Annotated in this window: 18 protein-coding genes and 1 pseudogene; 16 read left to right on the forward strand and 3 right to left on the reverse strand. The window is 60.6% G+C overall.

The features are described 5' to 3' along the window. Nucleotides 1–7: 7 nt before the first annotated feature. Together AC1DU9_RS00880 and AC1DU9_RS00885 are read left to right on the forward strand one after the other, a co-directional pair. The gene (locus AC1DU9_RS00880; RefSeq protein ID WP_108216199.1) at nt 8–1,018 is read left to right on the forward strand and encodes a class 1 fructose-bisphosphatase; all 1,011 of its coding nucleotides are present in this window, start codon (nt 8–10) and stop codon (nt 1,016–1,018) included. A gap of 3 nt (nt 1,019–1,021) precedes the next feature. Beyond that, a complete protein-coding gene (locus tag AC1DU9_RS00885) occupies nt 1,022–1,624 on the forward strand; it encodes a DUF924 family protein (RefSeq protein ID WP_223457827.1) in 603 nt (200 codons plus the stop codon). A gap of 115 nt (nt 1,625–1,739) precedes the next feature. On the opposite strand, the gene AC1DU9_RS00890 is transcribed toward AC1DU9_RS00885, so the two are convergent. Then, nucleotides 1,740–2,504 carry a methyl-accepting chemotaxis protein gene (locus tag AC1DU9_RS00890; protein WP_411740693.1) on the reverse strand — a complete coding sequence of 255 codons (765 nt, stop codon included), beginning with the start codon at nt 2,502–2,504 and terminating at the stop codon, nt 1,740–1,742. Between the two features lie 93 nt (nt 2,505–2,597). Beyond that, nucleotides 2,598–3,632 (reverse strand): annotated as a pseudogene (locus AC1DU9_RS00895) (HAMP domain-containing protein); the annotation flags it as partial. A 281-nt stretch (nt 3,633–3,913) separates the two neighbouring features. On the opposite strand from AC1DU9_RS00895, the gene AC1DU9_RS00900 reads away from it, so the two are divergent. Continuing rightward, nucleotides 3,914–4,168 (forward strand): hypothetical protein, encoded by a 255-nt coding sequence (locus AC1DU9_RS00900; protein ID WP_008018937.1) that lies wholly within the window; start codon nt 3,914–3,916, stop codon nt 4,166–4,168. A 30-nt stretch (nt 4,169–4,198) separates the two neighbouring features. Beyond that, nucleotides 4,199–4,768, forward strand: coding sequence for a lipocalin family protein (locus AC1DU9_RS00905; RefSeq protein WP_223457823.1), 570 nt, complete (start codon nt 4,199–4,201; stop codon nt 4,766–4,768). A gap of 108 nt (nt 4,769–4,876) precedes the next feature. Here AC1DU9_RS00905 and AC1DU9_RS00910 read toward each other — a convergent pair whose 3' ends face one another. Continuing rightward, complete coding sequence (locus tag AC1DU9_RS00910) at nt 4,877–6,241, reverse strand: formimidoylglutamate deiminase (RefSeq protein WP_223457821.1); 1,365 nt, start codon at nt 6,239–6,241, stop codon at nt 4,877–4,879. Nucleotides 6,242–6,387: 146 nt separating this feature from the next. Here AC1DU9_RS00910 and hutC point away from each other — a divergent pair, with 146 nt between their 5' ends. The 12 genes from hutC to hutG all read left to right on the forward strand — a co-directional run bounded on the left by hutC (nt 6,388) and on the right by hutG (nt 21,132). Further along, nucleotides 6,388–7,098, forward strand: a complete 711-nt coding sequence (gene hutC, locus AC1DU9_RS00915) for a histidine utilization repressor (RefSeq protein WP_162135916.1) — start codon at nt 6,388–6,390, stop codon at nt 7,096–7,098. A 10-nt stretch (nt 7,099–7,108) separates the two neighbouring features. Then, nucleotides 7,109–7,678: a HutD/Ves family protein gene (locus AC1DU9_RS00920; RefSeq protein WP_223457819.1), complete on the forward strand. Its 570-nt coding sequence runs from the start codon at nt 7,109–7,111 to the stop codon at nt 7,676–7,678. A 448-nt stretch (nt 7,679–8,126) separates the two neighbouring features. Next, the gene (gene hutU / locus AC1DU9_RS00925; protein WP_223457817.1) at nt 8,127–9,809 is read left to right on the forward strand and encodes a urocanate hydratase; all 1,683 of its coding nucleotides are present in this window, start codon (nt 8,127–8,129) and stop codon (nt 9,807–9,809) included. A gap of 178 nt (nt 9,810–9,987) precedes the next feature. After that, nucleotides 9,988–11,457 carry a purine-cytosine permease family protein gene (locus AC1DU9_RS00930; RefSeq protein WP_223457815.1) on the forward strand — a complete coding sequence of 490 codons (1,470 nt, stop codon included), beginning with the start codon at nt 9,988–9,990 and terminating at the stop codon, nt 11,455–11,457. A gap of 69 nt (nt 11,458–11,526) precedes the next feature. Beyond that, nucleotides 11,527–12,495: an ABC transporter substrate-binding protein gene (locus AC1DU9_RS00935; protein ID WP_223457813.1), complete on the forward strand. Its 969-nt coding sequence runs from the start codon at nt 11,527–11,529 to the stop codon at nt 12,493–12,495. A 70-nt stretch (nt 12,496–12,565) separates the two neighbouring features. Continuing rightward, the gene (locus AC1DU9_RS00940; RefSeq protein WP_103396924.1) at nt 12,566–13,417 is read left to right on the forward strand and encodes an ABC transporter permease; all 852 of its coding nucleotides are present in this window, start codon (nt 12,566–12,568) and stop codon (nt 13,415–13,417) included. After that, nucleotides 13,414–14,244, forward strand: a complete 831-nt coding sequence (locus AC1DU9_RS00945) for a quaternary amine ABC transporter ATP-binding protein (protein ID WP_007975542.1) — start codon at nt 13,414–13,416, stop codon at nt 14,242–14,244. The genes AC1DU9_RS00940 and AC1DU9_RS00945 overlap by 4 nt, the downstream gene beginning before the upstream one ends. Before the next feature lie 164 nt (nt 14,245–14,408). Further along, on the forward strand, nt 14,409–15,932 hold the full coding sequence (gene hutH / locus AC1DU9_RS00950) for a histidine ammonia-lyase (RefSeq protein WP_223457811.1): 1,524 nt from the start codon (nt 14,409–14,411) through the stop codon (nt 15,930–15,932). 113 nt (nt 15,933–16,045) lie between these two features. Then, nucleotides 16,046–17,578 carry a histidine ammonia-lyase gene (gene hutH / locus AC1DU9_RS00955; RefSeq protein WP_223457810.1) on the forward strand — a complete coding sequence of 511 codons (1,533 nt, stop codon included), beginning with the start codon at nt 16,046–16,048 and terminating at the stop codon, nt 17,576–17,578. 110 nt (nt 17,579–17,688) lie between these two features. Next, a complete protein-coding gene (locus tag AC1DU9_RS00960; protein WP_223457809.1) occupies nt 17,689–19,095 on the forward strand; it encodes an amino acid permease in 1,407 nt (468 codons plus the stop codon). A gap of 17 nt (nt 19,096–19,112) precedes the next feature. Beyond that, on the forward strand, nt 19,113–20,318 hold the full coding sequence (gene hutI, locus AC1DU9_RS00965) for an imidazolonepropionase (protein ID WP_223457808.1): 1,206 nt from the start codon (nt 19,113–19,115) through the stop codon (nt 20,316–20,318). Nucleotides 20,319–20,328: 10 nt separating this feature from the next. After that, entirely contained in the window at nt 20,329–21,132 is an 804-nt protein-coding gene (gene hutG / locus AC1DU9_RS00970; RefSeq protein WP_223457807.1) for an N-formylglutamate deformylase, read from the forward strand. Nucleotides 21,133–21,225: the final 93 nt, after the last annotated feature.

Consider the following 21,225-nt stretch of genomic DNA (forward strand, 5'->3'; position numbering starts at 1 on the left):
GCCTTCCATGTCCCGCGTTACCTTGAGTCGCTATTTGATTGAGCAGACCCGCAGCAACAACACTCCTGCCGATCTGCGCTTCCTGATCGAAGTGGTGGCGCGTGCCTGCAAGGAGATCAGCCACGCCGTGTCCAAAGGCGCCCTGGGTGGCGTACTGGGCAGCATGGGCACTGAAAACGTCCAGGGCGAAGTGCAGAAGAAGCTCGACGTGATCTCCAACGAAATCCTGCTCGAAGCCAACGAATGGGGCGGTCACCTGGCCGGCATGGCGTCCGAAGAAATGGACAACGCCTACCAGATCCCGGGCAAATACCCGAAAGGTGCGTACCTGCTGGTATTCGACCCGCTGGACGGTTCGTCGAACATCGACATCAACGCGCCAGTCGGAACCATCTTCTCGGTACTGCGTTGCCCGAACGAATACCTGAGCCAGAACGAACCTTTGAATGAAAAGGCCTTCCTGCAGCCAGGCACCCAGCAGGTAGCCGCCGGTTACGCGATCTACGGCCCACAGACCATGCTGATCCTGACCTTGGGCCACGGTGTGAAGGGTTTCACCCTGGACCGTGAAATGGGCAGCTTCGTGCTGACCCACGAAGACATCACCATTCCTGAAACCACCCAGGAATTCGCCATCAACGCGTCCAACCAGCGTCACTGGGAAGCTCCGGTACAGCGCTACGTCGGCGAATTGCTGGCAGGTGAGACCGGTCCGTTGAAAAAGAACTACAACATGCGCTGGGTCGCTGCGATGGTGGCCGACGTGCACCGCATCCTGACCCGCGGCGGTTTGTTCATGTACCCACGCGACAGCCGCGAGCCTTCCAAGCCGGGCAAACTGCGCCTGATGTACGAAGCCAACCCGATGTCGTTCCTGGTGGAACAGGCGGGCGGTGCGTCCACCGACGGCCACCAGCGCATCCTCGACATCCAGCCGGAAGGCCTGCACCAGCGTGTTGCGGTGTTCCTCGGTTCGAAAGAAGAAGTTGCCCGCGTCACGGCTTACCACAAGGAATAAATCATGACCGCGCCCTGGCAGCCGTTGCTTGACTGGTGGTTCGGAAGCTCCGAATCAGCGAGGGAAGTGGCGGCGCAGAAGGGCAAGTTGTGGTTCGGCAAGCGCGACAGCCAGGACCTCGAAGCGCGCGAGCGTTTCGGGGACTGGACCGAGCAGGCACTGGCCGGCGGATTGACCGAGTGGATGCAACATCCCGAAGGTTGGCTGGCCCTGGTGCTGTTGCTCGATCAAATCCCGCGAATGATCTTTCGCGATATTCCCAAAGCCTTTGCAGGCGATCTCCGGGCGCAGATGCTGGTAGCCCAAGGCATTGCCGCGGATTTCGATCGGCAGTTGCGGCCGATTCAGCGGGTGTTCATCTACCTGGTGTTCGAGCACAGCGAAGACCTCGCGGTGCAGAACGAAGGCGTCTCGCGCTATATCGAATTGGTGGCGCAGCAGCCTGAAGGTGACCGAGCGTTGTTTGCCGATTACCTGGATTACGCCGAGCGGCATCAGAGGGTGATTGCGCATTTTGGGCGGTTTCCGCATCGCAATGCGGTGTTGGGAAGGGAGTCTACGGCTGAGGAGTTGGCGTTTCTCTCAAAGCCTGGGTCAAGGTTCTAATTTTGCGCTGTTGCTGAATCCGTCATCGCGAGCAAGCTCGCTCCCACAGTAGATCTCCGGTGCGACAAAGATCCCTGTGGGAGCGAGCTTGCTCGCGATGAGGCCGGTGAAGGTCTTAGATCCTGAAGCTACCCACCAACTGCTTCAACCGCGCCGCCTGCTGCTCAAGATCGGCACACGCACGCAAGGTCGACTGCAGGTTCTCCACACCTTCCTGGTTCAGCGTGTTGATCTCGGTGATGTCGACGTTGATCGACTCCACCACAGCCGTCTGTTCTTCAGTGGCGGCGGCGACCGACTGGTTCATGCCATCGATCTCGCCGATGCGCTGGGTCACGCTGCCCAGGCGTTCGCCTGCCTGATTGGCGATGCCGACGCTGCTTTCGCTCTGGCGCTGGCTGTCGGTCATGATGCCCACCGCTGCCCGGGCGCCGACCTGCAGCTCTTCGATCATCGTCTGCACCTGCTGCGCCGAGTCCTGGGTGCGGTGAGCGAGGTTGCGCACCTCATCGGCCACCACCGCGAAACCACGCCCGGCCTCACCGGCACGTGCTGCTTCAATGGCTGCGTTCAGTGCCAGCAAGTTGGTCTGCTGGGAGATGCTGGTGATCACTTCCAGAATCTGCCCGATGTTGACCGTGTTGCTGTTGAGGGTTTCGATGTTGCCGCAAGAGTCGCTGATCTTGGCCGACAGCTGCTGCATCGCTGCGATGGTTTTATCCACCACCTGCTGGCCGTCTTCGGCCAGGCTGCGGGCATCGCTGGAATGTTGCGAGGCGAGGGCGGCGTTCTGGGCGATTTCCTGGGCGGCGGCACCGAGCTGGTTGATCGCCGCGGCCACGCTGCTGGTGCGCGAGGCTTGCTGGTCGGAGTTGAACATCGACGAATTCGACGCGGCCACTACACGCAGCGCCACTTCGTTGACCTGGCCGGTGGCCGAGGACACTTCGATGATCGAGGTATGAATGCGTTCGACGAAGCGGTTGAACGACAGTCCCAGCGCGCCGAATTCGTCGTGGCCGTGAATGGTCAGGCGTTTGGTCAGGTCACCTTCACCTTCGGCGATGTCGTGCATGGCGCGGCCCATGGTCAACAGCGGCTGCATCAGCAGGCTGATCAGCATGCCCAGCAGCACAATGATGATCACCACGGCAATCACCATGGCGATGATCGCCGAGGTGCGGAATTCGCTGAGCATCGAGAACGCCGTTTCCTGGTCAAGCACCAGTGCCACGTACCAGTTCGCCGATGGCACGCCGTTGACGTGGGTGAAGGAGATGAACTGGCGCTTGCCGTCGATCTCGACTTCTTTCATGCCCGGGCTGACTTTGGGGGTGTCGCTCGGATAGGCCTCGGTCAGGTTCTTGAGCACCAGCTTGCTGTCCGGGTGAACCAGGATCTTGCCATCGGCACCGACGATGAACGCATGACCGTGACCGCCGAAGTTCAGCGAATTGATGATTGCGCTGACGCTGGACAGGTCGATGTCGGCGCCGGCGACGCCGATCATCTGGCCTTGGTGCTGCACCGGGGTGGCCACGGTGATCACCAGTTTGCCGGAAGACGCGGCAATGTACGGTTCGGTGACAATGGTCTGTTGTGCGCTATTGGCCGCCTTGTACCAGCCACGGACACGTGGGTCGTAGTCCGCCGCGCGGTTGCCCGCCGGGACCGAGAACATCACCCCGTCGGCGCCACCGAAGTAACTCAGCTGGAAGTTGCCGGTGTAGGCGGGCAGGTCGATGATCCGTTTCAGGCTGGCGGGAGCATTGCCATCGGCGGTGATCTGTTGGGCCATCGACAGCAGCAATTGCATGCGGCTTTCCAGCCAGGTCTGGATGTTGCTGGTGGTCAGGCTGCCGAGTTCCTGCATCGAGGCTTCGGTACTGTTGCGCAAGGTTTCGCGCTGGCGATAGTCGTTGAACAGGATGAAACAAGCGAATGCGACGGCCACCACGAGGGCGGCAGCCAACAAGATCTTGTGGCTGAACTTCATGTTTCTGGTCATGGATGAGCTACCGCAGAGGGTCAGGTCTACAAAAGGGGGGTGCAAATACCACCGACTTGGCTTTGCGTTGCATGTATGTCGACTGATCGGCGCCAAAGATTAGGCGGATTTGCTGAAAAACGACGAAATGCTCGATGAACAAGGAAAGTGATTGATTTTCGGCAAAAGGTAGACGAGTGGCCCGATAAATAGCCTGCCGGGTACGGAACCTCACAGGGGTTTTCTCTTCTAAGCTTCAGCTTGGCAGCCATGCCAATCCCTACGCCCCCCGGAGTTTCACCATGTCGCTGCGTTCCATCGCCCTGCTTTCGTTTTGCGTGTTGCTGGCTGCCTGCAGCAAAGTCAATCAGGAAAACTACTCTAAGCTCTCGTCCGGCATGGCGAAAGCCGATGTGGAGACCCTGTTGGGCAAGCCCGCCGATTGTTCAGGCGCGCTCGGCATGTCCAGTTGCACCTGGGGCGACAAGAACAGCTTTATCAGCGTGCAGTTCGCCGGTGACAAAGTGCTGATGTTTTCCGGCCAAGGCCTGAAGTAAACCGGGGCGTTTGCCCGCGGGAGAAAAATAATGAAGCGGTTATTGATCATCCTTTTTGCCGGCCTGGTATTGGCCGGCTGTGCCACGTCTGTCCAGGATCCATTGGCTCCCAAGACGGTCAAAAGCGTCAACCTCAAGCGCTACCAGGGCACCTGGTACGAGCTGGCTCGTATGCCGATGTACTTCCAGCGCGACTGCGCGCAATCCGAAGCCCATTACACGCTCAAACCCGACGGCAACGTCGCGGTGTTGAATCGCTGCCTGACGGCACAGTGGCAATGGGAAGAGGTCAAGGGCACGGCTTATCCACAGGAGCCCGGCAAGGGCGACAAGCTGTGGATCGAGTTCGATACCTGGTTCTCCAGGCTGATCCCGGGTACGGCGAAGGGCGAATACTGGGTGCTGTACGTCAGCGATGACTACAAGACCGCCATTGTCGGTGATCCGAGCCGGAAGTATTTGTGGCTGTTGTCGCGCTCGCCGACCGTGAACGGTGTGGTGCGTGAGGAGCTGCTGAGCAAGGCGCGTCAGCAGGGTTACGACACCACGCGGCTGATCTGGCGGGCGTCGGAAGAGCAGATGGCCGAGACCTCGAACTAACAACGCATGACCCTGTAGGAGCGAGCCTGCTCGCGATGGAGTATCAGACACAATGATGTCGACTGACACACCATCGCGAGCAGGCTCGCTCCTACAGGTTTTTTTGCATTAGTTCAGAAGATCGCGCAGTACCTGAGTGAAGGCACGGCTGCTTTCTTCTTCCCCGGCATGCCGCCCGTCACGCACCACCCACTGGCCGTTCACCAGCACATCCCGCACCTGGCGATCACCGCCGGCAAACAGCCAGCGGTTGAGAATTCCGTCACCATTGGCTGTCGCCAGATACGGATCGTTGCCATCGAGCACCAGCCAGTCGGCACGCTTGCCGACCTCCAGCGCGCCAATCGGCTGGCCCAGCGCCTGGGCGCCGCCATCCAGCGCGGCATCGAACAACGTGCGGCCGACCATTGGCTGATCCGCGCCATACAGACGATTACGCCGCTGGTCGCGCAGACGCTGGCCGTATTCCAGCCAGCGCAATTCTTCCACCACGCTCAATGACACATGACTGTCGGAACCGATGCCCATGCGCCCGCCTTGGGCGAGGAAATCCACCGCCGGGAAAATCCCGTCGCCGAGGTTGGCTTCGGTGGTCAGGCACAGGCCGGCGATAGCGCGACTCCTGGCCATCGACGTGACTTCTTCCGGGTTGGCGTGGGTCGCATGAACCAGGCACCAGCGCTGATCGACGTCGATGTTTTCGTACAGCCATTGCAGCGGGCGACGACCGCTCCAGGTCAGGCAGTCGTCGACTTCTTTCTGCTGCTCGGCGATGTGGATGTGTACCGGGCATTGCTTGTCGCTGGCCGCCAGTACTTCGCTGATCTGCTGCGGCGTGACCGCGCGCAGCGAGTGGAAACACAAGCCGAGCGACTGCGCCGGTTGCTGCGCCAGCACCGGTTGCAGGCGCGATTGCAGCTTGAGGTAGTTTTCAGTGCTGTTGATAAAGCGACGCTGACCGTCGTTCGGCGCTTGGCCACCGAAGCCTGAATGGCTGTAGAGCACCGGCAGCAGGGTCAAGCCGATACCGGCGGAGCTGGCGGCCTGGCTGATGCGCAGGGCCAGTTCGGCCGGGTCCGCATAAGGCTGACCATTGATGTCGTGATGCACGTAGTGAAATTCCGCGACCGAGGTGTAACCGGCCTTGAGCATTTCGATATACAGCTGGCGGGCGATGACGCCGAGTTGTTCCGGGCTGATTTTTCCGACGAGGCGATACATCAGATCGCGCCAGGTCCAGAAACTGTCGTTCGGATTGCCCGCCACTTCCGCCAACCCGGCCATGGCCCGCTGGAAGGCGTGGGAGTGCAGGTTCGGCATGCCAGGCAGCAGCGGACCGCTCAGCCGCTCGGCGCCATCTGCCTTGGAATCGGCCTGGATATGGGTCAATACGCCGTCGGCGCTGACCTCAAGACGTACATTGTTGGCCCATCCACTAGGCAGCAGCGCGCGTTCGGCAAAGAAGGCGGACATGGTTCATCACCCTATCGTGTGTTATTTGTATATACATATACAGACGTTTGCCTGCCCGGTAAACTCCGGCAAGCTAGCGACATCATTCAAATAACCAAGGATTAACCGTGCCGACTCCGCCTCCAGTCTCTCCGTTGGCCGCGAACATGGGCGACAGTCCGGCGCCCTTGTACGCCCGCGTCAAACAAATGATCACCCAGCAAATTGACAGTGGAAACTGGCCGCCGCACTACCGCGTGCCGTCGGAAAGTGAACTGGTCAGCCAGTTGGGCTTCAGCCGCATGACCATCAACCGCGCCCTGCGCGAGATGACCGCCGATGGCCTGCTGGTGCGCATGCAAGGCGTCGGTACGTTCGTCGCCGAGCCGAAAAGCCAGTCCGCACTGTTCGAAGTGCACAACATCGCCGATGAAATTGCCTCCCGCGGTCATCGCCACACCTGCAAGGTCATCACCCTTGAAGAAGAGGCCGCCGGCTCCGAGCGCGCCCTGGCCCTGGACATGCGCGAAGGACAGAAGGTGTTCCACTCGCTGATCGTGCATTTCGAAAACGATATTCCGGTGCAAATCGAAGACCGTTTCGTCAATGCGCTGGTGGCACCGGACTACCTCAAGCAGGACTTCACCCTGCAAACGCCCTATGCCTATCTGAACCAGGTCGCGCCGCTGACCGAGGGCGAGCACGTGGTCGAGGCGATCCTGGCCGAGCCGTCCGAATGCAAATTGCTGCAGATTGAAAAGGGCGAGCCGTGCCTGCTGATTCGTCGCCGCACCTGGTCCGGTCGTCAGCCAGTGACCGCCGCTCGCTTGATCCACCCCGGTTCCCGTCATCGTCTGGAAGGTCGGTTCCATAAATAGAGAGCCATAAATGAATCAGTTGAAGGTTTTACGCGCCAAGGATTACCCGCGCATGCCGTGGAAAAACGGCGGCGGCAGCACTGAAGAAATCACCCGTGATGCCGGCACTGGCCTGGATGGCTTTGGTTGGCGCCTGTCGATTGCCGACATTGGCGAGTCGGGTGGTTTTTCCACCTTCGCCGGTTATGAGCGGGTGATCACCGTTTTACAGGGCGACGGTATGACCCTGACGGTGGATGGTCAGGACGCTCGGCCACTGTTACCGCTGGATCCGTTTGCCTTCAGCGGTGAAAGCAAGGTGTCCTGCACATTGCTCGGCGGTCCGATTCGCGATTTCAACCTGATTTACGCACCGCAGCGTTACGCTGCGCGGTTGCAGTGGTTGAGTGGCGAGCAGCGGTTCTTCAGTTCGGCGGGCACGGTGTTGGTGTTCAGCATCAGCGAAGCACTGGAAGTGAAGGTCGGTAACAACACTTCGCAACTGGGCCGGCATGATTGCCTGCAACTGGACGGTAACACTGGCCTGCTGGAAGTCTCCGTCAACGGGCCATGCTGTGTGATTGAGCTGTCCGCGCACTGACCCAAAACTCAAGCGACACAATCGCGGGCAAGCCCGCTCCTACAGGTCCTGCGAAGATCCTGTGGGAGCGGGCTTGCCCGCGATGCTTTTTGCCACTTCAAATCCGTTCCCCATCGCGCACCACTTTGTTACCGAACGCCCCAGCGTGGCGCAAAACCACGCTCAAGTAACAAAATCCCATCGCCACAAAAATCCTCCCGAAAAAATTTCATCTACGCCAGAACCCTTGTCCCAGGCGCTCTCCAGCCGTTTCAGGATTTTTCTTGAATGCTCATCCAACAAGTTGGCCGCTTGATTGCATATGCTTGTATGTACAAGTAAAGACGTATGTGTATGAGTCACGAGGACTCAACCATCGTCCACTGATTCGCCGGTGTGCATTGATGCCCATTGGCTTGCTCGCCCACTGCCTGGGTTGGTTTGGATTGATTGCTGAGGAGTCTTTTTCGTGACTGACATTAAACCCACTAAGTTTCGTGACGTTGAAATCCGTGCTGCACGCGGTAACAAGCTGACCGCCAAGAGCTGGCTGACGGAAGCGCCGCTGCGCATGCTGATGAACAACCTCGACCCGGAAGTCGCCGAGAACCCTAAAGAACTGGTGGTTTACGGTGGTATCGGTCGCGCTGCACGTAACTGGGAATGCTACGACAAGATCGTTGAAAGCCTGACCAACCTGAACGACGACGAGACCCTGCTGGTGCAATCCGGCAAGCCGGTCGGCGTGTTCAAGACCCACGCCAACGCCCCGCGCGTACTGATTGCCAACTCCAACCTGGTTCCACACTGGGCGAGCTGGGAACACTTCAACGAACTGGACGCCAAAGGCCTGGCCATGTACGGCCAGATGACCGCTGGCAGCTGGATCTACATCGGCAGCCAGGGCATCGTCCAGGGCACCTACGAAACCTTCGTCGAAGCCGGTCGCCAGCACTACAACGATGACCTGAAAGGTCGTTGGGTCCTGACCGCTGGCCTCGGTGGCATGGGCGGCGCTCAGCCTCTGGCCGCAACCCTGGCTGGCGCTTGCTCGCTGAACATCGAATGCCAGCAGGTCAGCATCGATTTCCGTCTGAAAAGCCGCTATGTCGACGAGCAAGCCACTGACCTCGACGACGCGCTGGCCCGCATCGCCAAATACACCGCCGAAGGCAAAGCGATCTCCATCGCCCTGCTGGGCAACGCGGCAGAAATCCTGCCGGAACTGGTCAAGCGCGGCGTGCGACCGGACATGGTCACCGACCAGACCAGCGCCCACGATCCGCTCAACGGCTACCTGCCGGCCGGCTGGACCTGGGACCAGTACCGCGCTCGCGCCAAGACCGAGCCTGCCGCTGTGATCAAGGCCGCCAAGCAATCGATGGCCGTTCACGTTAAAGCGATGCTGGACTTCCAGAAAATGGGCGTGCCGACCTTCGACTACGGCAACAACATCCGCCAGATGGCACAAGAAGAAGGCGTGGAAAACGCATTCGACTTCCCTGGCTTCGTACCGGCCTACATCCGTCCGCTGTTCTGCCGCGGTATCGGCCCGTTCCGCTGGGCTGCGCTGTCGGGCAACGCCGAAGACATCTACAAGACCGACGCCAAGGTCAAAGAACTGATCCCGGACGACGCCCACCTGCATAACTGGCTGGACATGGCTCGCGAGCGCATCAGCTTCCAGGGTCTGCCGGCACGTATCTGCTGGGTTGGCCTGGGCCTGCGCGCCAAGCTGGGTCTGGCGTTCAACGAAATGGTCCGCAGCGGCGAGTTGTCCGCGCCGATCGTGATCGGTCGCGACCACCTGGACTCCGGTTCGGTATCGAGCCCGAACCGCGAAACCGAATCGATGCAGGATGGTTCCGACGCCGTGTCCGACTGGCCACTGCTCAACGCCTTGCTCAACACCGCGAGCGGCGCGACCTGGGTGTCCCTGCACCACGGCGGCGGCGTCGGCATGGGCTTCTCCCAGCACTCGGGCATGGTGATTGTCTGCGACGGTACTGACGAAGCGGCCGAGCGTATCGCTCGCGTGCTGCACAACGACCCGGCGACCGGCGTCATGCGTCACGCCGATGCCGGTTACCAGATCGCCATCGACTGCGCCAAGGAACAAGGGCTGAACCTGCCGATGATTACCGGCAAGTAACACAGAACCTGTGGTACCGCTTTACCTGTGGGAGCGAGCTTGCTCGCGATGAGGCCGGCACATTCAACATCTGTGCTGACTGGCAGATCTCAATCGCGAGCAAGCTCGCTCCCACAGAAAGCAAAGCCCACAAGCAGTTTCACCGTGAATTCCCAGAACAATCCACAGAGGTTGAACCATGGCTGTTAACAGCGAACGTGCAGGCAGTAAACCGTTGATCGAGAAGCGCTCGATCGACTACATCCCGGAAGCGGAAAGACACGGTCGTCTGTTGAGCCAGTTCACCCTGTGGATGGGTGCCAACCTGCAAATCACCGCGATTGTCACCGGTGCCTTGGCGGTGGTGCTTGGCGGTGATGTGTTCTGGTCATTGATCGGTCTGTTGATCGGTCAATTACTGGGTGGCGGCGTGATGGCGCTGCATGCGGCGCAAGGCCCCAAGCTTGGCCTTCCACAGATGATTTCCAGTCGGGTACAGTTCGGCGTGTACGGCGCGGCCATCCCGATCGTGCTGGTCTGCTTGATGTACCTGGGTTTCACCGCAACGGGAACCGTGTTATCCGGCCAGGCGCTGGGCCAGTTGTTTGGCGTCAGCGACACCGTCGGTATCCTCCTTTTCGCCAGTGTCATCGTGTTGGTTACGGTGCTCGGCTATCGGGTGATCCATTGGATCGGCCGTGTTGCCAGTGTCATTGGCGTGATTGCCTTTGTTTATCTGTTCAGTCGTCTGATGAGCCAGGTTGACATTGGCGCACTGTTGCAAATCCGCCACTTCAGCTGGAGCAGTTTCTTGCTCGCGGTGTCGCTCGCAGCGTCCTGGCAGATCGCCTTCGGCCCTTATGTGGCTGACTATTCTCGCTACCTGCCGAGCAAGATTTCTTCGGTAAAAACCTTTTTCGCCGCTGGCGCAGGTTCGGTCATTGGTGCACAGGTGGCGATGGTCCTCGGCGTGTTCGCTGCCGCTTCGGCCAACGGGCAATACGCCGGCCACGAAGTGGCCTACATCGTTGGTCTGGGTGGTACCGGTGCCACCGCTGCGCTGCTGTACTTCAGCATCGCGTTCGGCAAGGTCACCATCTCCACGCTGAACTCCTACGGCAGCTTCATGTGCATTGCGACCATCATCAGCGGTTTCCGGGGTGACCTGAAGGTAACGCGCTTGCAGCGTCTGGTGTTCGTGCTGGTCATCGTCGGGGCTGCGACCCTCATGGCGTTGCTCGGTCAGCACTCGTTCCTCGGTGCGTTCAAGTCCTTCATCCTTTTCCTGCTGGCGTTCTTTACACCTTGGAGCGCGATCAACCTGGTGGACTACTACTGCATCACTCGCGAGCGCTATGACGTACCGGCGCTGGCCGATCCGAATGGTCGCTACGGTCGTTGGAACCTTCTCGGTATCAGCGTCTATGTGTTCGGTGTGCTGGTGCAACTGCCGTTCATCTCCACCAAGTTCTATACCGGTCCGCTGGTGGCGGCCCTGGGTGATGTGGATATTTCCTGGATCATCGGTCTGCTGCTTCCCGCAGCCCTGTATTACCTGTGTGCAAAAAAATGGCACGGCACAGTGCCTGATCGTTTGATCCTGCCGGTCGAGCAGGGCGCGATCACCGAACAAAAGCTGAATGTGGGTCGCGCTGCGGCGCAGGCCTGATTGGACGTGGACAGGGCTGGATGCCTCTTGACTGCCGTAAGCCAACTCATGATTAGGAGCGTCACAACAATGAAATCGAACAAGACCCTGCTGACCACATTGCTTTCCATGGGCCTGCTGGCCAGCGCCGGCGCCACTCAGGCGGCGGGTTGGTGCGAGTCGGGGAAACCTGTGAAATTCGCCGGCCTGAACTGGGAAAGCGCCATGCTCCTGACCGACGTGCTGCAGGTCGTGCTGGAGAAAGGCTACGACTGCAAGACCGACAGCCTGCCGGGCAACTCCATCACCATGGAAAACGCCCTGAGCAGCAACGACATCCAGGTGTTTGCCGAAGAGTGGGTCGGCCGCAGCGAAGTCTGGAACAAGGCTGAGAAGGCCGGCAAGGTCGTCGGTGTCGGCGCGCCAGTGGTGGGTGCCGTCGAAGGCTGGTACGTACCGCGCTACGTGATCGAAGGCGACGCCAAGCGCAAGCTGGAAGCCAAGGCCCCGGACTTGAAACACATTGCTGACCTGGGCAAATACTCGGCGATCTTCAAGGACGCCGAAGAGCCATCCAAGGGCCGTTTCTACAACTGCCCGGCCGGCTGGACCTGTGAGCTGGACAACAGCGAAATGCTGAAAAGCTACGGCCTGGAAAGCACCTACACCAACTTCCGCCCAGGCACCGGCCCGGCGCTGGATGCCGCCGTGCTGTCGAGCTACAAGCGTGGCGAGCCGATCCTGTTCTACTACTGGTCGCCAACGCCGCTGATGGGTCAGGTTGATGTGGTGAAACTCGAAGAGAAGCCAGGCGTGAACAAGACCGTGGATATCAAGGTCGGTCTGTCCAAGACTTTCCACGACGAAGCACCAGAACTGGTAGCCGTGCTGGAAAAGGTCAACGTGCCAATCGACCTGCTGAACCAGAACCTGGGGCGCATGACCAAAGAGCGGATCGAATCACCAAAACTGGCCAAGATCTTCCTGAAGGAACATCCTGAAGTCTGGCACGCATGGGTGAGCGAAGACGCAGCCAAGAAAATCGACGCGGCCTTGTAGGTTGGGCCTCTCCGGCTGCCAAAAGCGGCAGCCGGAAGCTTGATCGCAACCCCTTGATTGAGAGTCTCTTATGTTTCCCGAAAGCTTTACCTTTTCCATCGCCGACTGGGTCAACGGTTGGGTCGATTCGCTGGTCACCAACTACGGCGACGTGTTCCGGCACATCTCCGACACCCTGTTGTGGGCCATCGTCAATCTCGAAAGCCTGCTGCGTGCGGCGCCCTGGTGGCTGATGCTGGCGATCGTGGCCGGTGTGGCCTGGCACGCGACCCGCAAGGTCGTGACCACCGCCGTCATTGTCGGCTTGCTGTTCCTGGTGGGTGCGGTCGGCCTCTGGGACAAGCTGATGCAGACTCTGGCGCTAATGATGGTGGCGACGATCATTTCGGTGTTGATCGGCATTCCGCTGGGCATTCTCTCGGCGCGCAGCAACCGCCTGCGTTCGGTGCTGATGCCGTTGCTGGACATCATGCAGACCATGCCGAGCTTCGTGTACCTGATTCCGGTGCTGATGCTGTTCGGCCTGGGCAAGGTCCCGGCGATTTTCGCTACCGTGATCTACGCCGCGCCGCCGCTGATCCGCCTGACCGATCTGGGCATTCGCCAGGTCGACGGCGAAGTGATGGAAGCGATCAACGCCTTCGGTGCCAACCGCTGGCAGCAACTGTTCGGCGTGCAACTGCCGCTGGCCCTGCCGAGCATCATGGCCGGGATCAACCAGACCACCATGATGGCCCTGTCGATGGTGGTGATCGCCTCGATGATCGGTGCCCGTGGTCTGGGTGAAGACGTGCTGGTGGGGATTCAGACCCTCAACGTCGGACGCGGCCTTGAAGCCGGTCTGGCGATCGTGATTCTGGCTGTGGTGATCGACCGCATTACACAGGCGTACGGTCGCGCACGGCATGAGGTGAGCAAATGAACAACGCAACCGTGAGCAAGATCGAAGTCAAAAACGTCTTCAAGATTTTCGGCAACCGTGCCAAGGACGCGCTGGCCATGGTCGGCCAGGGCAAGACCAAGGACCAGGTGCTGGCCGAAACCGGCTGCGTGGTGGGCGTGAACGACCTGTCGCTGAGCATCGGCAGCGGCGAGATCTTCGTGATCATGGGCCTGTCGGGTTCCGGCAAGTCGACCCTGGTCCGCCACTTCAACCGCCTGATCGACCCGACCAGCGGCGCGATCCTGGTGGACGGCGTGGACATCCTGCAATACGACATGGAAGCCCTGCGCGAGTTTCGTCGGCGCAAGATCAGCATGGTGTTCCAGAGCTTCGGTCTGTTGCCGCACAAGAGCGTGCTGGACAACGTCGCCTACGGCCTGAAAATCCGTGGCGAAAGCAAAGCCATGTGCGCCGAGCGCGCGCTGCACTGGATCAACACCGTGGGCCTCAAGGGCTACGAAAACAAATACCCGCACCAGCTTTCCGGCGGCATGCGTCAGCGTGTGGGCCTGGCCCGTGCCCTGGCGGCAGACACCGACATCATCCTGATGGACGAAGCGTTCAGCGCCCTCGACCCGCTGATCCGCGCCGAGATGCAAGACCAGTTGCTGGAGCTGCAAAAGACCCTGCACAAGACCATCGTTTTCATCACCCACGACCTCGACGAGGCCGTGCGCATCGGCAACCGCATCGCGATCCTCAAGGACGGCCGCCTGATCCAGGTCGGCACGCCGAGAGAGATCCTGCACTCGCCGGCGGATGAATATGTCGACCGCTTTGTGCAGCGTCGGGCGGCGGTGGTTTAAAAGGTTTGTGCCGGCTGTGCCGGCCTCATCGTCGGAACGCCGCCCGGAGCAAACTCGCTCCCACAGTGGGTCCCCGGTGTTCACAAAACCTGTGGGAGCGAGCTTGCTCGCGATGAGGCCGGAAAAGCTGCATCAATATTCAGGTTTGTACGCAGAGGTTGAAGATGTCCCAGGCTGAAAAAATCGTTATCACCGAAGCGCAGGTAAGCTGGCAGGATGTGGTCGCCGTTGCCCGTCATGGCGCACAGCTTGAACTGTCGGCGCCGATCTGGGCGCGCATCGAAAACGCGCAGGCCATCGTCCAGCGCATCGTCACCAGCGGCGAACGTGCCTACGGCATCAACACCGGCTTGGGTGCGCTGTGCAACGTCTCGCTGCAGGACGAACAACTCAGCCAGTTGTCGCGCAACACCTTGCTCAGCCACGCTTGCGGCGTGGGTGCAGCGCTGAGCAACGAGCAGACCCGCTCGATCATGTGCGCCGCCATCGTCAACTACAGCCACGGCAAATCCGGTCTGCACCGTCAGGTCGTCGAAGCACTGCTGGCGCTGCTCAACCGTGGCATCACCCCGCAAGTGCCGTCCCAGGGTTCCGTGGGCTATCTGACCCACATGGCCCACATCGGCATCGCCCTGCTGGGCGTCGGCAATGTCAGCTATCGCGGTCAGATCGTTTCCGCGCAGCAAGCGCTGGCCGAAGAGGGCCTGCAACCAGTCAAGCTCGGCGCCAAGGACGGTTTGTGCCTGGTCAACGGCACACCGTGCATGACCGGCCTGAGCTGCCTGGCCATTGCCGATGCTACGCGCCTGCTGGAATGGGCCGACGTGATTGGTGCCATGAGCTTCGAAGCCCAGCGTGGGCAGATCGACGCGTTCGATGCCGAGATCATCGCGCTCAAGCCGCACCCGGGCATGCAAAAGGTCGGGATCAACTTGCGAGCCTTGCTCGACGGCAGCGAAGTGATCGCCCAGAGCAAAGGCATTCGTACGCAAGATGCCCTGAGCATCCGCTCGATCCCGCAGGTGCACGGCGCCGCACGCGATCAACTGGTGCATGCGACCAAACAGATCGAAACCGAACTCAACGGCGCCACCGACAACCCGCTGGTGCTGGGCACCGCAGACAATTACCGCGTGGTGTCCCAGGCCAACCCCCACGGCCAGTCCGTGGCAATGGCGGCGGACCTGCTGGCGATTGCCATGGCGGAAATCGGCTCCATCGCCGAGCGTCGCCTGGACCGCTTGATCAACCCGCATGTCAGTGGCCTGCCGGCCTTCCTGGTGGCCAATCCGGGGGTGAACTCCGGGATGATGATCGTGCAATACGTGGCCGCTTCACTGTGCGCGGAGAATCGTCAACTGGCGCAACCGGCGGTGCTGGATAACTACGTGACCTCGGGCCTGCAGGAAGATCACCTGAGCCTGGGCACCAACGCCGCGCTGAAGCTGCACCGCGCGCTGGAAAACTGCACGCAGATCCTCGCCATTGAGTATTTGCTGGCGGCCCAGGCGTTCGAGTTCCTCAAAGAACAACGCTTTGGCGCAGGCACCGATGCTGCCTGGCGTCTGCTGCGTGAGCACGTTGCCCCCTACGACCAGGATCGCTGGTTGGCACCGGACATCGCCGCCGCTGCCGCGGTATTGAAAGACCCGATTTTGCTGCACAACGCTTTTCCTAACCTGAACTGATTTCAACAACACCAGCGTGCCAAGGCGCGTCTCCCCAAAAGGCAGACGCGACGGACAACGGACATCTCCGGAGCGTCTGGTGAGTTAACAACAACTCTCAAAAGGAGCACAAAATGACTGCGCTAAACCTGATTCCCGGCCAACTGGCCCTCGCCCAACTGCGTGACGTCTATCAGCAGCCGGTGAAACTGACCCTCGACCACAGCGCCTCGGCCCAGATCGAAGCCAGCGTTGCCTGCGTGGAACAGATCCTCGCCGAGAACCGCACCGCCTACGGCATCAACACCGGTTTCGGCCTGCTGGCCTCGACCCGCATCGCCAGCGAAGATCTGGAAAACCTGCAGCGCTCGCTGGTACTGTCCCACGCCGCCGGTGTCGGCCAGCCGATCAGCGATGAGCTGGTGCGTCTGATCATGGTGCTCAAGGTCAACAGCCTGAGCCGTGGTTTCTCCGGCATCCGTCGTGTGGTGATCGATGCACTGATCGCCCTGATCAACGCCGAGGTGTACCCGCACATTCCTCTGAAAGGTTCGGTCGGTGCGTCCGGTGACCTGGCGCCTCTGGCGCACATGTCGCTGGTGCTGCTGGGCGAAGGCAAGGCGCGCTACAAAGGCGAGTGGATGGAAGCCACCGAAGCGTTGAAAGTCGCCGGTCTGACCCCGCTGACCCTGGCCGCCAAAGAAGGTTTGGCGCTGCTCAACGGCACTCAAGTCTCCACCGCGTTTGCCCTGCGTGGCCTTTTCGAAGGTGAAGATCTGTTCGCTGGTGCCTTGGCCCTGGGTGGCCTGACTGTTGAAGCGGTGCTGGGTTCGCGCTCACCGTTCGACGCACGCATCCACGCTGCCCGTGGCCAGAAAGGCCAGATCGACGCCGCCGCCGCGTACCGCGATCTGCTGGGCGAGCGCAGCGAAGTCTCCGACTCCCATGAAAACTGCGAGAAAGTACAAGACCCGTACTCCCTGCGTTGCCAGCCACAAGTCATGGGCGCGTGCCTGACCCAGTTCCGTCAAGCGGCTGAAGTGCTGGCGATCGAAGCCAACGCCGTGTCGGACAACCCGTTGGTGTTCGCCGCTGAAGGCGACGTGATCTCCGGTGGCAACTTCCACGCCGAGCCGGTGGCCATGGCCGCTGACAACATGGCATTGGCCATCGCTGAAATCGGCTCCCTGAGCGAACGCCGTATCTCACTGATGATGGACAAGCACATGTCGCAACTGCCGCCGTTCCTGGTGGCCAACGGTGGCGTGAACTCCGGCTTCATGATCGCCCAAGTGACCGCGGCGGCACTGGCCAGCGAGAACAAGGCGCTGTCCCATCCGCATTCGGTGGACAGCCTGCCGACTTCCGCCAACCAGGAAGACCACGTATCGATGGCTCCGGCGGCTGGCAAGCGTCTGTGGGAAATGGCCGAGAACACCCGTGGGATTCTCGCCGTGGAATGGCTGGCGGCAGTCCAGGGCCTGGACCTGCGCAACGGCCTGAAGACTTCGCCGAAACTGGAAAAGGCTCGGGGCATTTTGCGTAACGAAGTGCCTTTCTATGAGAAAGACCGCTTCTTCGCGCCGGACATCAATGCGGCGTCTGAATTGTTGGCCTCGCGTTGCCTGAACGAACTGGTGACGACGAAGTTGCTGCCGAGCCTGTAATAGCCCCTTCGCGAGCAGGCTCGCTCCCACAGGTTTCATGCAATCCTATGTGGGAGCGAGCTTGCTCGCGATTCGATTTTGCGTCGAATAACAATAATTAGGGACGAGAAATGCAACAGCCAGAAAAAGGTTTGAAACGCGGGCTCTCTGCCCGACATATTCGCTTCATGGCGCTGGGGTCGGCGATCGGCACCGGGCTGTTTTATGGATCTGCCTCGGCCATTCAAATGGCCGGGCCTGCAGTACTGCTCGCTTACCTGATAGGTGGTGCGGCCGTGTTCATGGTCATGCGCGCCCTCGGTGAGATGGCGGTGCACAACCCGGTGGCCGGTTCCTTTGGCCAATACGCCAGTACCTATCTTGGGCCGATGGCGGGCTTCATCCTCGGTTGGACCTACGCATTCGAAATGGTCATCGTCGGCATGGCCGACGTCACGGCATTTGGTATTTACATGGGCTTCTGGTTTCCGGAGGTCTCCCGCTGGATCTGGGTGCTGGGTGTCGTTTCCATCGTCGGCGGCTTGAACCTGTGCAACGTCAAAGTCTTCGGTGAAATGGAGTTCTGGCTGTCGCTGCTCAAGGTCGCGGCCATCGTCGCGATGATCCTGGGCGGTTTCGGCATCATGCTGTTCGGCATCAGCTCGGCCCCTGGCCAGGCGACCGACATCAGCAACCTCTGGACCCAGGGTGGCTTCATGCCCAATGGCATGGGCGGTCTGATTGCTTCGTTCGCGGTGGTGATGTTTGCGTTTGGCGGTATTGAAATCATCGGCGTAACGGCAGGTGAGGCCAAAGACCCGCAACACGTGCTGCCCCGGGCGATCAATGCCGTACCGTTGCGGATCCTGCTGTTTTACGTGCTGACGATGCTGGTGCTGATGTCGATCTTTCCATGGCAGCAGATCGGCAGCCAGGGCAGCCCGTTCGTGCAGATTTTCGACAAGCTGGGCATCAGCTCGGCGGCCACCATCCTCAATATCGTGGTGATCACGGCGGCGATTTCGGCGATCAACAGTGACATCTTCGGCGCTGGCCGCATGATGTTCGGTCTGGCCCAGCAAGGGCATGCACCCAAGGGCTTCGCGCGCCTGTCGCGCAATGGCGTGCCATGGATGACCGTGGTGGTGATGAGCGCCGCGCTGCTGCTGGGCGTGTTGCTGAACTTTTTGATCCCGGAAAACGTGTTCCTGTTGATCGCTTCCATCGCGACCTTTGCCACGGTGTGGGTCTGGCTGATGATTCTGGTGACCCAAGTGGCCATGCGCCGGTCCATGAGCGCCGAGCAGGTTGCACAATTGAAATTCCCGGTACCGCTCTGGCCCTATGCGCCGGCGGCGGCGATTGCCTTCATGCTGTTCATTTTCGGCGTGCTGGGCTATTTCCCGGACACCCAGGCAGCGCTGATCGTCGGCGTGGTCTGGATCGTGCTGCTGGTGCTGGCTTACCTGACGTGGGTGAAACCGGCGGCGGGCCAGGCAGCCCTGGTGACACAGGACCCTGTTTTTTCTCATCGATAACCTAATGGAGGCCAAGGATGAAAACTCTCTGGCAACACTGCCACGTCGCAACCATGGTACAAGGCGTCTACTCGATCATCGAGGACGCGGCCATCGTGACGTCAGGAGCGCACATTGAGTGGATCGGCCCGCGCGGTGAGTTACCGGCGGGCGAGTACCCGGCCGTCAACGACTTGAGCGGGGCCTGGGTCACACCGGGCCTGATCGACTGCCACACTCATACGGTGTTCGGCGGTAACCGCAGCGGTGAATTCGAACAGCGCCTGCAAGGCGTCAGCTACGCGCAAATCGCCGCCAGCGGCGGCGGTATCGCCAGCACCGTGCGCGCCACCCGCGCGGCCAGCGAAGACGAACTGTTCGCCAGTGCCGCCAAGCGTCTGAAAAGCCTGATGCGCGACGGCGTCACCAGCATCGAAATCAAGTCCGGCTACGGCCTGGACCTGGCCAACGAGCGCAAGATGCTGCGTGTGGCCCGTCGCCTCGGCACCGAACTGCCGGTCAGCGTGCGCAGCACCTGCCTGGCGGCTCATGCCCTGCCGCCGGAGTACAAGGACCGCGCTGACGACTATATCGATCACATCTGCGCCGACATGCTCCCGGCCTTGGCCGCCGAGGGATTGGTGGACGCGGTGGACGCGTTCTGCGAGTACCTGGCGTTCTCTCCGGCGCAGGTCGAGCGGGTGTTCATTACCGCCCAGAAACTGGGCCTGCCAGTGAAGCTGCACGCCGAGCAGTTGTCGTCGCTGCATGGCTCGAGCCTGGCGGCGCGTTATCACGCGCTGTCCGCCGATCACCTGGAGTTCATGACCGAGGACGACGCCATTGCCATGGCCAAGTCCGGTACGGTTGCCGTGCTGTTGCCCGGCGCCTTTTACTTCCTGCGCGAAACCCAATTGCCGCCGATGGATGCCTTGCGCAAGCACGGTGTGAAAATCGCCATCGCCAGCGACCTCAATCCGGGCACCTCGCCGGCACTGTCGTTGCGCCTGATGCTGAACATGGCTTGCACCTGTTTTCGCATGACCCCGGAAGAAGCCCTGGCCGGCGCGACGATTCACGCCGCCACGGCCTTGGGCATGGCCGACACCCATGGTTCGCTGGAGGCGGGCAAGGTTGCGGATTTCGTCGCCTGGCAAATCGATCGTCCGGCCGACCTCTGTTACTGGCTGGGCGGCGATCTGGAAAAACGCGTCGTGCGCCACGGCGTCGAATCAAGTCTGTAGGAGATCTGTTGTGGATAAGGTTCTGAACTTCAAACAAGGCCGCGTGCCGCTGCTGATCAGCATGCCACACGCCGGTGTGCGCCTGACGCCAGCGGTCGAAGCCGGGTTGATCCCGCAGGCAAAAAGCCTGCCGGACACCGACTGGCATATCCCGCAGTTGTACGATTTCGCCGCTGAACTGGGCGCCAGTACCCTGGCCGCCGAGTACTCGCGGTTCGTCATCGACCTTAACCGGCCGTCCGACGACAAGCCACTGTACGTGGGCGCAACCACGGGCCTGTACCCGGCGACGCTGTTCGACGGCGTGCCATTGTTCCGCGAAGGGCTGGAGCCTTCGAAAGAAGAGCGTGCGACCTATCTGGAACAGATCTGGACGCCTTACCACAGCACCCTGCAGCAGGAACTGGCGCGATTGAAGGCCGAGTTCGGCTATGCGCTGCTGTTCGATGCGCACTCGATCCGCTCGCTGATCCCGCACCTGTTCGACGGTAAACTGCCGGACTTCAACCTTGGTACCTTCAATGGCGCCAGTTGCGATCCACAGCTTGCGACCCAACTGGAAGCGATCTGCGCGCTTCACGACAATTACACCCACGTGCTCAACGGGCGCTTCAAGGGCGGGCACATCACCCGTCATTACGGCAATCCGGCCGAGAACATCCACGCCGTGCAGCTGGAGCTGGGGCAGTGCACGTATATGGAGGAGTTCGAGCCGTTCCGTTATCGCCCGGACCTGGCGGAGCCGACGCGGGTGGTGTTGAAGGAGTTGCTGCAAGGGTTGTTGGCCTGGGGCGAGAAGCACTACAACCGCTAACCTGCCGCATAACTTGTGGGAGCGAGCTTGCTCGCGATGGCGGCCTGGCAGGCAACATCAATGTTGAATGTCATGGCCTCATCGCGAGCAAGC

Source organism: Pseudomonas sp. P4_C1 (genome assembly GCF_056402155.1).